Source organism: Pseudomonas sp. VMV1 (assembly GCF_056790235.1).
This window is the reverse complement of record NZ_JBXGSE010000008.1, coordinates 1-11,894: the sequence shown is the minus strand read 5'-3', so window position 1 is coordinate 11,894 and position 11,894 is coordinate 1. Positions and strand designations below refer to the sequence as shown.

Here is an 11,894-nt window from a genome sequence, read left to right as displayed (position 1 = left end):
CCATGTTAAAGCGAAAGCGAAATACTTGCATTTAGATTTGCAAGGTTTAGGCGTGCTCGGCATCCGGGGTATCGAGGGTGCGCTGCATCAGGCAGGCGCCGGCACCATAACCGGCCAGCTTGGCCTTGAGCGCGGCGTCGGTGGGAACCGGGTGATAGTGGTGGCGCTGCCAGTAGCCGATGGCACCGGACAGCGACACCAGACGGCCCTGGCGCAGGCGGGCACGCCGGGCCTGGCCCTTGGCGTGGCGATAGAGGCGACCGGCCACGCCCTGGCCCTGGGCCTCGGGATGCACCGCGCAGTCGTGCAGGAACCAGGTGGAAGCCTCGCTCGGCAGCTGCTCCAGGCGGGCCCCCAGCACCGGCGGCAGGCCGTCGTCCCAGGGATAGGCGATCAGATAGCCGCGCAGGCGATCCTCGGCATCGGTCGCCGCCCAGCAGTGCTCCGGGGCGAGCTCCAGGCGGTTGACGTAGAAGGCGCGGTCTTCGAGCAGGTCGGCGGGGTAGGTGGCCGCCTGGATATCAAGAACGGCAGGGATATCGGCAGGGCGCAGCGGGCGTATCGAGGGCATGACGACGAGGCGAAAAGGTCCGGCCGGGCAGTATGGTCACTGCCCGGCCGGGAGGCAAATGCCTCGGAGCCGTGGGTGGTGAGTCCCCTTGGCAAGCCTGCGCCCTGGTCGTGGGAAACTGGATTCCGCCGGCGACCTTTGCGTGCCTGGCGACGCCTCTGGCTTCAAGCCTTGGCGATCAGCCGCGAATTGCGCTCGTTGCGGAATTGCAGGTCCTCGATCCGCTGGGTCGCGGTCTCGGCTTCCTGGCGGGCGGCGAGGATGAGGTCATGGTGCGGAGACTTGGCGCAGACCGGATCGGCATTGCGCGCATCGCCGGTGAGCATGAAGGCCTGGCAGCGGCAGCCACCGTAGTCCTTTTCCTTCTCGTCGCAGGAGCGGCAGGGCTCGGGCATCCAGTCGTAGCCGCGGTAGACGTTGAAGCCGAAGGAGTCGTACCAGATATGCCTGAGGTCATTCTCCTTCACGTTCGGGAAGGCGATGGGCATCTGCCGGGCGCCGTGGCAGGGCAGGGCGGTGCCGTCCGGCGTAATGGTCAGGAACAGCTTGCCCCAGCCATCCATGCAGGCCTTGGGGCGCTCTTCGTAGTAGTCCGGGGTGACGAAGATCAGCTTGCAGGGATGGTTCTCGGCCTTGAGGCGCGCACGGTAGTCGTTGGTGATGCGTTCGGCGCGCTCCAGCTGGGCCTTGGTCGGCAGGAGACCGGCGCGATTGCGCTCGGCCCAGCCATAGAACTGGCAGGTGGCGAGTTCGACGAAGTCGGCTTCCAGGGCCAGGCAGAGGTCGATGATCTGGTCGATGCGATCGATGTTGTGCCTATGGGTGACGAAGTTGAGCACCATCGGGTAGCCATGGGCCTTGACCGCCTTGGCCATGGCCAGCTTCTGGGCGAAGGCCTTCTTCGAGCCGGCCAGCAGGTTGTTCACCTGTTCGTCGCTGGCCTGGAAGCTGATCTGGATATGGTCCAGGCCGGCCTCCTTGAATTCGGCGATGCGCGCCTCGGTGAGGCCGATGCCGGAGGTGATGAGGTTGGTGTAGTAGCCCAGCCGGCGCGCCTCGCGGATCAGCTCGGCGAGGTCCTGGCGCACCAGGGGTTCGCCCCCGGAGAAGCCGATCTGGGCGGCTCCCATCTCCCGTGCCTCGGCCATGACCTTGAACCACTGTTCGGTGGTCAGCTCGCGGCCCTGGGCGGCGAAGTCCAGGGGATTGGAGCAATAGGGGCACTGCAGTGGGCAGCGATAGGTGACCTCGGCCAGCAGCCACAGCGGCAGGCCGACATTCGGCTTGGCTATGACCGGCGGCTGCGGGAGTTGCATGGGCACTCCAGGCAGCGACGTATCAGCCGAGCAGGAGCCAGTGCTCTGCACGGGCGACCTCCATGAATTGCTCGACGTCCGCACCCAGTTCGGGCACGCCGGGGAAGCGTTCGTCGAGGTCAGCGATGATGGCGGCCACGTCACGCTGGCCGTCGATCAGCCCGCCGATGGCGGCGGCGCTGTCGTTGAGCTTGATCATGCCCTCGGGATAGAGCAGCACATGGCCGTCCTGCGCCGGCTCGAACTGGAAGCGGTAGCCGGGACGCCAGCGCGGCACCTGGGTGCGGTCGAAGCTCATAGGTCGATTCCTCGGTGCCAGCGGCGCTCGCTGGTGACGCTGTGATAGGGCGGGCGGTGCAGTTCGTAGGCCATGCTCATGGCGTCGAGCATGCTCCAGAGGATGTCCAGCTTGAACTGCAGGATCTCCAGCATGCGCTGCTGGGACTCCCAGGTGGTGTAGTGCTGCAGGGTGATCTGCAGGCCGTGTTCGACGTCGCGGCGGGCCTGACCCAGGCGGGTACGGAAGTACTCGTAGCCGGCCGGATCGATCCAGGGGTAGTGGGTCGGCCAGGCGTCCAGCCGCGACTGGTGGATCTGCGGCGCGAACAGCTCGGTCAGGGAGCTGCTGGCGGCTTCCTGCCAGGAGGCGCGACGGGCGAAGTTGACGTAGGCATCCACCGCGAAGCGTACCCCGGGCAGCACCAGTTCCTGGGAGAGCACCTGCTCGCGGTCCAGGCCGGTGGCCTCGGCCAGGCGCAGCCAGGCCTCGATGCCGCCTTCGCTGCCGGGCTCGCCGTCGTGGTCGAGGATGCGCTGCACCCACTCCCGGCGGATCTCGCGGTCCGGGCAGTTGGCCAGGATGGCGGCGTCCTTGAGCGGTATGTTGACCTGGTAGTAGAAGCGATTGGCTACCCAGCCCTGGATCTGCTCGCGACTGGCGCGACCCTGGTACATGGCCACGTGATAGGGGTGGTGGATGTGGTAGAGGTCGCCCTTGGCACGCAGGGCGGCTTCGAATTCGGCGGGGGTGAGGGCATTGGGCATGGCGGTCACAGCTCGATGGAGAGTCCGTCCCGGGCGACTTCCACGCCCTGGCGCTCGACGATGGCGCGCTCGGGGGAGTCTTCGTCCAGGATCGGATTGGTGTTGTTGATGTGGATCAGCACCTTGCGCTGGCGCTCGAAGCCGGCCAGCACCTCCAGCATGCCACCGGGACCGCTCTGCGGCAGGTGGCCCATCTCGGTGCCGGTACGGGTGCCCACGCCGCGACGCTGCATCTCGTCGTCGGTCCAGAGGGTGCCGTCTACCAGCAGGCAATCGGCCTGGCTCATCAGCTCCAGCAGGGCGGCGTCTGGCTGGCCGAGGCCCGGGGCATAGAACAGCTTGCCGCCGGTGCGCCGGTCATGGACCAGCAACCCCAGGTTGTCGCCGGGGTGCGGATCGTGGCGATGGGGCGAATAGGGCGGCGCGGCGCTGCGCAGCGGGAAGGGCGTGAACTCCAGGTTCGGGCAGGCCGGGATGGTGAAGCTGCCGCTCAGGGCGATGGGCTGCCAGCTGAGCCCGCCGTTCCAGTGCTGGAGCATGTTGAACAGCGGAAAGCCGGTGGTCAGGTCCTGGTGGACCATGTCAGTGCACCACACCTCGTGGGGGCAGCCCTCGCGCAGGCTGAGCAGCCCGGTGGTATGGTCGATCTGGCTGTCCAGCAGGACGATGGCGCGGATACCGGTGTCGCGCAGGGCCCGCGCCGGCTGCAGTGGGGCGAAGCTGGCGAGCTGGGCGCGGATGTCGGGCGAGGCGTTGCACAGGATCCAGTTCACCCCGTCGTCGGACAGGGCGATGGAGGACTGGGTACGGGCCTGGGCCCTGAGGGTGCCCTTGCGGAAGCCGTCGCAATTGACGCAATTGCAGTTCCACTGGGGAAAGCCGCCGCCGGCGGCGGAGCCGAGAATCTGGATATGCATGGGAAAGGCTAAACCTGAAAAAAGTACGCCCCGGCGAACCGGGGCGTGGGGCGCATCAACGGTTGGCGAAGTACATGGTGACTTCGAAGCCGATGCGCAGGTCAGTGTAGGCAGGCTTGGTCCACATGGGAGGTCTCCTCTTTGACTGCGAAAGCCGGATGGATCCGGTTGCCAAGTTTAACAAATGTTACCTAGCTAAGGGTTTTTGCCGCGACGAATCGACGGCGGTTCGGCCGACATAACTGTCTTACCGATCCTGCAACAGATTGACCGCCCACAACGGCCGACGCTCCCGGGAAAATGTTGAAAGCTATGACATCCAGCCGGATGGTGGCTCGGCATTGCTCAAGGCGAAGCGCGGGGCGTCGGCCCTCGTGAGCTGATGCCAGGCCTGGCGCAGGGCCTGATCGTCCAGCATGGACAGAGCCTCTCCCAGGGATCCAAGGTCCAGGGCGCCGTTGCGCTGGAAGCCCCACCAGAGCCGTTCGGCCAGGGCTGCGCGCTGGGGGGTGGTGGGGCTGAAGTCGCGTACCAGCTGGCGAATGCTTTCCGTCAACGTCGCGATATCGGTCCAGACAGCCGGCCCGCTGTCGCTCAGGCAGGCCTCGATCTCCATGAGGATGTCGGCCGCCCCGGCATGGGGTGACTGCACTCCGATCAGCAGACCGCCGTGATCGCCCAACTGGCGATAGGCGGAAAACACCGCATAGCCCAGTTGCCGTTCGCTGCGTAGCCGGCGGAACAGCGGCCCCTGCAGACGCGCCGCCAGCAGCCGCCAGGCAGCCTCGGTGGCGGGCTGGGCATCGGGTTGCGGACAGAACAGCAGCAATGCCTGTTGGGCATCGGCGCTGGGTTCGGGGTGCCAGTGACGACCACGCAAGACCGGCCGCGCGCCAAGCGCAGCGGCCTGCAATAGGGAGGGCGGCGCGATCCAGGCCAGGCCCGCCTGCGCGGTCGCGGGCAGGCCGCAGGCCAGCGCCTGCCACTGTAGCCCCTCGTCGCCCTTTGTTTGAGGGGTAAGGGCGGGCAAGCGCTCGGGCAGCACCTTGAGCAGCTGGCGGATCAGCATGGGTTCGGAGGGTGCCGCAGAGGGCGATTTGGGGCTGTCCAGTTCGCCTTTCAGGTGTTCGAGCGCCTGCTCCAGCGCTGCCGGCAGCGCCGTGGCCCAGCCTTGCAGGCGCAGCTCCCAGGGGGCCCCTGGCGGACTCCAGCGCAGTGTGACCCCAGCCTCGGCGGCCAGACGCGGCAAGGCGCCCAGGGCGCTGGCCGCGGGTGCGACCGGCGGTTGTCCCGGCCACTGCCAGCGCAGGAACAGCAGGCCTTCGCGCTGCTGGGGGGCGAGGGCCTGGCTGATCGGCCAGGGTTGCGTCGAGCAAGGGCGCGCCACGGGTTGATCGGCGAGCAGCGGATTGGGCGGTGGCAGCTCGAAGGGGGCTGCGACGGGTTCGGTCGCACCTGGCTGGTCGGGCAGGCCGGTGGCGAAACCGCTGAGACGCCCTGGCACCAGTTGGGCGAGCAGCCGGGGCCAGGCGGCCTGGGCCGCAGGCGAGAGCGAGGCGTGTGGCCAGGACTCGCCGTCGCGATCCAGCCAGAGGCGTTCACCCAGGCGTCGCACCAGTGCCAGGGCGGGCAGGGTGGCCCACTGGCGCTGGATGCGGTCGGCATGGTCCTGCTCCAGGGTGGCGAGGGGCACCTGGCGCACGGCATCCAGCCAGCCGAACAAGGCAGCGCTCAGGCGGGCTGGGTCGGCCTTGGGGCCAGGCGCGATATCCAGCCGGAGCAGCCCCTGTCGTGCCTGGCGATAAGGCCAGGCGAGGCCCAGGCGCTCGGCCAGTCCCGCCTGACGCAAGCGTGTCGGCAGGCCACCGGGATGGTCGCCGAGCAGCAGGGTTTCCAGCAGCTCCGTTGCCTCCCAGCTGCCGGGCGGCAGCTCGTCAAGGGCGAATTGCAGGGCCAGCGTCGGGGGTGCGGCAGCTGCTGTTTGCCAGTGTTCGCCCCTGGCCGCGAGCGGTGGGGGCACTGGGCCCCTGGGCGCAGGGCCGGAGGGCAGCAGGGCGCCGTGTTCGTGGGCTAGTTCTGCCAGTTCGGCCAGCGGTTGCGGCCCGGCCAGTAGCAGCAGGGCGTTTTCCCCGCGGTACTGCTGGCGTTGGAAATGGCGCAGCGCCGTCTGGAAGGCTGGGTTCTGCAGCGGCAGGCTGTAGCGATTACCGGCATGGAAGCCCGTCGCTGGGTGGGCGGCTGGCAGCCTCCTGGCCAGGGCCAGGTCGCGGCGAGTATCGGCGCTGCGTGCCCAGGCGATGAACTCGGCGTGCAGCACCTCACGTTCGCGGCGCTGGGCGCCCGGCTCCAGCAGGGGAGCGGCGAGCATGTCCAGCAGGCGGGCCAGGGCGGCGGCCAGGTGCTCGGGCGCCAGGGCGAAGAAGAAGTCGGTGGTGGTCTCGCGGGTGCTGGCGTTGAGTACGCCGCCCAGACGCTGCACCAGCGGCATCAGGCCGTCCGCTGCGGGATAGTGGCGGCTGCCGAGAAAGAACAGGTGTTCGAGAAAGTGCGCCAGCCCCGGATAGGCCCGCGGTGCCTGGTGACTGCCTGCGCCGATGCGCACCAGGGCGGCGGCCTGGGGCAGCTCGGGGTCGTGGAGCAGGGCGACGGCCAGGCCATTGGCCAGGCGCAGGCGGCGGTGTTGGGAAAGAGAGCTGGGCATGGGGGTAGCTTAACCGAGTCCAAGGCAAGGTGATGGAGCGGGGCGTGCCCTCTCCCAGGGGGAGAGGGGGAAAAGCGAGAGCTGTGCCTGGGTTCGCCTTCATCCCCGACGCTCTCCCTGAGGGAAAGGTTCGAGGCGCGGTCTCGACACCGTAGCGTGGAAAACGGCGCAGCCTTTTCCACTGGAGCCTTGGGTGCCAGAGGCCCTCACCTCAGCTCTCTCTCAGGAGAAGAGGGGAGGAGCCCTGGCAGCAGCCCTTTTCATGAAGAGAAAAGCCCAGGCGAAAAAAATCCCGGTCAGGCCGGGATTTTGGGGTGGGGCGAGGGGGTTTCTAACAGGATGTCGGGGTGCTCGAAGCATCCCCCGCCCCGACCCTCTCCCGAAGGAGAGGGGAGCTCAGGCGCAGGCGCCGTTACTTCTTCTCGGGCAGGGCGAAGGCCATCACGTAGTCGCCCTGCTTGGTGCCCAGCGAGCCATGGCCGCCAGCGTAGACCAGCACGTACTGGCGACCGTCCTTGCCGGTGTAGGTCATGGGGGTGGTCTGGCCACCGGCCGGCAGGCGGCCTTTCCACAGTTCCTTGCCGTTCTTCACGTCATAGGCGCGCAGGTACTGGTCCAGGGTGCCGCTCAGGAAGGCCACGCCACCGGCGGTGGTGACGGTGCCGCCCAGGCTGGGTACGCCCATGGGCAGGGGCAGCGGAACCGGCGAGTTGTCGCGCACGGTGCCGTTCTTGTGCTTGTAGACCAGCTTGCCAGTGGTCAGGTCGAGACCGGCCACATAGCCCCAGGCAGGTGCCTGGCAGGGCAGGCCCAGGGGCGACAGGAAGGCCGACAGGATCACGCCGTAGGGCGCGCCCTTGTTGGGCTGGATGCCCTCGGTCTCGCTCTTGCGCGCCGGCTGGTTGGCGATCTCTTCACGGGGTACCAGCTTGGAAGTGAAGGCCATGTAGCTGGGGTTCAGGAAGGCGATCTGACGGACCGGATCGACCGAGATACCGCCCCAGTCGAACACGCCGAAGTTACCCGGGTAGACGATCGAACCCTGGGTGGACGGCGGGGTGTAGATACCCTCGTAGCGGTGCTCGCGGAAGGCGATACGGCACAGCGCCTGGTCGAAGGGCGTACCGCCCCACATGTCGCTTTCCTTGAGGGTCGGCGCCGCCAGGTTGATCGAGGAGACCGGCTGGGTCGGCGAGGTGTGGTCGCCTTCCACCGCGCCCTGGGGCACCTGGGTTTCCTTGATCGGGTAGATGGGCTGACCATTGGTGCGGTCCAGCACATAGATGCTGCCCTGCTTGGTCGAGGCCATCAGCGCGGGTTTCACACCGCCGTCGGTCTTGATGTCCACCAGGGTCGGCTGACCACCCACGTCCATGTCCCAGAGGTCATGGTGGGTGAACTGGTAGTTCCAGCGTACCTTGCCGGTGGCGATGTCGAGGGCGACCACGCCAGCGCTGTACTTCTCGGACGCCGGGGTACGGTTACCGCCCCACTGGTCGGGCATCTGGTTGCCCATGGGCAGATAGACCATGCCGACCTTCTCGTCGACCGCCATCATCGACCACATGTTGGGCGAGTTGCGGGTATAGATGCCGTCGGCGGCGATGGGCGCGGTGGCGTCCGGATTGCCGCTGTCCCAGTTCCATACCAGCTTGCCGCTGTGCACGTCATAGGCGCGGACCACACCGGAAGGCTCGTCGGTGGAGACGTTGTCGGTGACGTGGCCACCGATGATCACCAGGTTGCGGGTCACGGCCGGCGGCGAGGTGGAGTAGTAGCCACCGGGCGTGAAGCTGCCCATGTTGGCGGTCAGGTCGACCTGGCCGTTGTCGCCGAAGTCGCTGCACACCTTGCCGGTGTCGGCGTTGAGGGCGATCAGGCGGGTGTCGGCGGTGGGCAGGAACAGGCGACGCGGGCAGCTGCTGGCAGCCGGGGTGCTCTGCTCGTCGACCGGGACGGCACTGCCGGTGGCCGGGCTCTGGCCCGCGGTGGTGGTGCCGGCGTAGGTGGCGTCGTCATGGTAGGCCACGCCACGGCAGGTCATGTGCGCCCAGCCCTTGAAGCTGTCGGCGTGCTGAGTGCTCAGCTTGGGATCGAAGCGCCAGATTTCCTTGCCGCTATCGGGGTCCACGGCGATCACCTGGCTGTGCGGCGTGCAGACATAGAGCATGCCGTTGACCTTGAGCGGGGTGTTTTCCGCGGTGGTCTCCTGGGGATCGTTCGGGCCGGGGATGTCGCCGGTACGGAAGGTCCAGACGGGCTCCAGATTCTTCACGTTGTTGACGTCGATCTGCTTGAGCGGCGAGTAGCGATCGCCGAAGGCGGTGCGGCCATAGGACGGCCAGTCGCCATCGGCGGCGGTCGGGGCGGCGCTTTCGACGCCCGCGGTGTCGCGGCCCAGGTCACCGTCCAGACGGTTGTAGTTGACGAACTGGGCGACCAGGGCGACGACCGCCGCGATCACCAGCGAGCCGACCAGCGGCAGGCCGCCGCTACGGCTGTCCAGCGGCCGGCGGAACGCCGGGATCAGCAGGACCAGGCCGAGGACGAACCAGAGTGCCAGGCGCGGCACCAGTTGCCACCAGTCGAACTGGACTTCCAGTACGGCCCAGGCGGTGGACACCACCAGGAAGAAGGCATAGACCCAGACCCCGCTGGCCCGCCGAATGCACAGCAGGTAACCACTCAGGGCGAGCAGCACGCCGCCGCCGAGGTAGTAGAGGGAGCCCCCGAGGGTGGCCAGTTTGATGCCCAGCCCCAAGAGGGCCAGGCCCAGGAGGATGAACAGGATGCCGAGTAACCTGGCGGGCAGGCCTCCCGGTCTCGCGTTGGAAGTGACAGTCATGGCAGCGCTCGCAATGCAATCGTGAAAAAAGACTTCGACTCGATCGACGACATCGCAAATCGGAACCGCATGCGGATCTGTCGTCTGCTACGTCTGAACCTGTTGTGTGTCTTATTGTTCCACCCCTTCGCCGGCTTCCCTGGCAGGAAGCTAGAGCGGTCGCGCGTAGGCGAAGCGAGGGATGGTTGAGAGGCGTCGTCTGAATCGGGCGGGTAGATAGTAAGCTAAGCATTGACTGATGTCACTTCGCGATGACAGAAGGACGGGGCCGATCTGGCACCGTGCCTGCTACCATCGCGGGCCTTTTTCTGATGTTGTCCGCCATGTCCGACGTGCTTGCCCTGGTTCAGGCGACCTTCGACGTTACCGCCCCGGTCTTCGCCCTGGTGCTGCTCGGCTGTGTGCTCAAACGGCTGAACTGGATCGATACCGCCTTCATCAACACTTCGTCCGCCCTGGTGTTTCGCGCCACCATGCCGACCCTGCTGTTTCTCGGCATCCTCAAGGCCGACCTCGGCGAAGCCCTGCAACCGCTGCTGCTGGGCTACTTCGCCCTGGCCACGGTGGTGAGCTTTCTCGCTGCCTGGGGCTGGGCGATCTGGCGCTGCCCCCATGCCGATCGCGGGGTCTATGTGCAAGGCGCCTTCCGCGGCAACTGCGGCATTGTCGGCCTGGCCCTGGCGGCCACCCAGTACGGCGACTACGGTCTGTCGGTGGGCGGGATCATGGCCGGCATGGTCATCCTCTTCTACAACGTGCTTTCGACCATCGTGCTGGCGCTCTACAGTCCGCAGCTGGAGGCCAACTGGCGCACCCTGCTGCGCAGCATCCTCGGCAACCCACTGATCATCGGCATCCTGGTGGCGATTCCCTTCGCCTATTTCCAGTGGCAGCTGCCACGCTGGCTGGACACCTCGGCGCGCTACTTCGCGGGTCTCACTCTGCCGCTGGCACTGATGTGCATCGGCGCCACCCTGTCGCTCACCTCCTTGCGTGAGAGCAGCAGCCTGGCGATAGGCGCGAGCCTGTGGAAGATCGTCTGGATCCCGCTGCTGGGCGTGCTGGGCGCCCTGGCGCTGGGGATCCAGGGGCCGGCGCTGGGCATCCTCTTCCTCTACCTGGGCTGCCCCACGGCCGCGTCGAGCTTCGTCATGGCCCGCGCCGCTGGCAGCAATTCCCAGCTGGCAGCGACCATCGTGGTGCTCAGCACCCTGGGCGGGATGCTGACCACCAATCTGGGCCTGCTGCTACTGAAAGGATTCAGCTTGCTATAGGGCAGCGTCCACCAGACATCGGCGTTGTGAAAGCGTCCATCGGTTGTCCGCAGCGAAAAGTGAGATTAAGCGTGATAGTGCGGCATCGACCGTCCCAGGTTCGCTTACCCTTCCGATTGTTATCGCAGTTAGTATTTGCGAGGGGAGGGGCGTCCACTATCCAAGCCTTTCGCGTGGTATCCATGAAACGCTCACTCCAATTCAGCCACAAGATCCTGCTGGCGGCTGCCCTCGTGGTGACCATCGCCCTGGCCGGTTTCGCCAGTTTCAACGCCTATCTGCAGCGCCAGGCCATCACCCAGAGTCTTGAAGCTTCCTTGAGTGAGATCGGCCGCATTACCGCCGGCAACATCGCCTACTGGCTGGATGCGCGGGTCAAGCTGATCGACAGCCAGGCCCAGGCGCTCAGCCGTGACAGCAGCCCAGCCAACGTGGTGGGTCTGCTGGAGCAGAAGCTCTACACGAGCAACTTCGATTCCACCTACCTGGGTGAAGTCGACGGCACCTTTACCGACCGCCCCCATACACCCATGGAGGCCGGTTACGACGCCCGCCAGCGCGACTGGTACAAGGCCGCGGTCAGCGCCGGGCGGCCCATCCTCACCGAGCCCTATCTCACCGCACCGCCGCAGAGCTTCCTGTGCATCACCATCGCGGCGCCGGTCCTGCAGAACGGCAAGCTGATCGGCGTGGTGGCCGGGGACCTGGTGATGGACAGCCTGATGAAGATGATCACCTCGCTGGATGCCGGTGGCCTGGGCGAGGCCTTCCTGGTCGACGGCGATGGCAAGATCCTGGTCAGCAGCCACGCCGACCAGGTGCTGAAATCGCTCAAGGACGTCTTCCCGGACCAGACGCCGTCGCTGGCGCCTGGTTTTCACAACGTCGTCCAAAATGGCAACGAGCGCCTGGTGAGTTTCACCCCGGTCAACGGTTTGCCCTCGGTGAAGTGGTACCTGGGTCTGTCCATTGACCAGGCCAAGGCCTATGCCCCGGTCACCCAGGCGCGCAACCTAGCCATCGTCGCCACCCTGGTGGCGGTGATCGCCATCATCCTGCTGCTGGGCCTCTTGATCCGCGTTCTGCTGCGCCCGCTGCATGACCTGACTCGCGCCATGGACGACATCGCCGAAGGCGAGGGCGATCTGACCCGCCGGTTGCCGGTGCAGTCCCGCGACGAATTCGGCGCCCTGGCATCGGCCTTCAACCACTTCGTGGCACGGATC

10 protein-coding genes are annotated in these 11,894 nt (G+C 66.7%); 2 read left to right on the top strand and 8 right to left on the bottom strand.

Features of this window, described 5'->3' with window-relative positions:
• Positions 1-46: 46 nt before the first annotated feature.
• The 8 genes from ACUCV0_RS20255 to ACUCV0_RS20220 form a co-directional block, all read right to left on the bottom strand.
• Positions 47-571, bottom strand: coding sequence for a GNAT family N-acetyltransferase (locus ACUCV0_RS20255; protein ID WP_482213517.1), 525 nt, complete (start codon positions 569-571; stop codon positions 47-49).
• 164 nt (positions 572-735) lie between these two features.
• Positions 736-1,887 (bottom strand): pyrroloquinoline quinone biosynthesis protein PqqE, encoded by a 1,152-nt coding sequence (gene pqqE, locus ACUCV0_RS20250; protein ID WP_454253813.1) that lies wholly within the window; start codon positions 1,885-1,887, stop codon positions 736-738.
• A 22-nt stretch (positions 1,888-1,909) separates the two neighbouring features.
• Positions 1,910-2,185 (bottom strand): pyrroloquinoline quinone biosynthesis peptide chaperone PqqD, encoded by a 276-nt coding sequence (pqqD, locus tag ACUCV0_RS20245; RefSeq protein ID WP_482213516.1) that lies wholly within the window; start codon positions 2,183-2,185, stop codon positions 1,910-1,912.
• Entirely contained in the window at positions 2,182-2,931 is a 750-nt protein-coding gene (gene pqqC, locus ACUCV0_RS20240; protein ID WP_059316953.1) for a pyrroloquinoline-quinone synthase PqqC, read from the bottom strand. Before pqqC ends, pqqD begins: the two co-directional genes overlap by 4 nt.
• A 5-nt stretch (positions 2,932-2,936) precedes the next feature.
• Positions 2,937-3,848: a pyrroloquinoline quinone biosynthesis protein PqqB gene (gene pqqB, locus ACUCV0_RS20235; RefSeq protein WP_482213515.1), complete on the bottom strand. Its 912-nt coding sequence runs from the start codon at positions 3,846-3,848 to the stop codon at positions 2,937-2,939.
• A 55-nt stretch (positions 3,849-3,903) separates the two neighbouring features.
• Positions 3,904-3,975 (bottom strand): pyrroloquinoline quinone precursor peptide PqqA, encoded by a 72-nt coding sequence (gene pqqA / locus ACUCV0_RS20230; protein ID WP_003243383.1) that lies wholly within the window; start codon positions 3,973-3,975, stop codon positions 3,904-3,906.
• 183 nt (positions 3,976-4,158) lie between these two features.
• On the bottom strand, positions 4,159-6,549 hold the full coding sequence (gene pqqF, locus ACUCV0_RS20225) for a pyrroloquinoline quinone biosynthesis protein PqqF (protein WP_482213514.1): 2,391 nt from the start codon (positions 6,547-6,549) through the stop codon (positions 4,159-4,161).
• 412 nt (positions 6,550-6,961) lie between these two features.
• Positions 6,962-9,394, bottom strand: a complete 2,433-nt coding sequence (locus ACUCV0_RS20220) for a glucose/quinate/shikimate family membrane-bound PQQ-dependent dehydrogenase (RefSeq protein ID WP_482213513.1) — start codon at positions 9,392-9,394, stop codon at positions 6,962-6,964.
• Positions 9,395-9,726: 332 nt separating this feature from the next.
• Here ACUCV0_RS20220 and ACUCV0_RS20215 point away from each other — a divergent pair, with 332 nt between their 5' ends.
• On the top strand, positions 9,727-10,668 hold the full coding sequence (locus ACUCV0_RS20215; protein ID WP_482213582.1) for an AEC family transporter: 942 nt from the start codon (positions 9,727-9,729) through the stop codon (positions 10,666-10,668).
• A gap of 182 nt (positions 10,669-10,850) precedes the next feature.
• A partial coding sequence (locus ACUCV0_RS20210) for a HAMP domain-containing protein (RefSeq protein ID WP_482213512.1) occupies positions 10,851-11,894 on the top strand: 1,044 nt, incomplete at its 3' end.

Bases quoted from the DNA above. Each gene is read 5' to 3' on its own strand.
- ACUCV0_RS20255 (WP_482213517.1), bottom strand. From the start codon at position 571: ATGCCCTCGATACGCCCGCTGCGCCCTGCCGATATCCCTGCCGTTCTT.
- pqqE (WP_454253813.1), bottom strand. From the start codon at position 1,887: ATGCAACTCCCGCAGCCGCCGGTCATAGCCAAGCCGAATGTCGGCCTG.
- pqqD (WP_482213516.1), bottom strand. From the start codon at position 2,185: ATGAGCTTCGACCGCACCCAGGTGCCGCGCTGGCGTCCCGGCTACCGC.
- pqqC (WP_059316953.1), bottom strand. From the start codon at position 2,931: ATGCCCAATGCCCTCACCCCCGCCGAATTCGAAGCCGCCCTGCGTGCC.
- pqqB (WP_482213515.1), bottom strand. From the start codon at position 3,848: ATGCATATCCAGATTCTCGGCTCCGCCGCCGGCGGCGGCTTTCCCCAG.
- pqqF (WP_482213514.1), bottom strand. From the start codon at position 6,549: ATGCCCAGCTCTCTTTCCCAACACCGCCGCCTGCGCCTGGCCAATGGC.
- ACUCV0_RS20220 (WP_482213513.1), bottom strand. From the start codon at position 9,394: ATGACTGTCACTTCCAACGCGAGACCGGGAGGCCTGCCCGCCAGGTTA.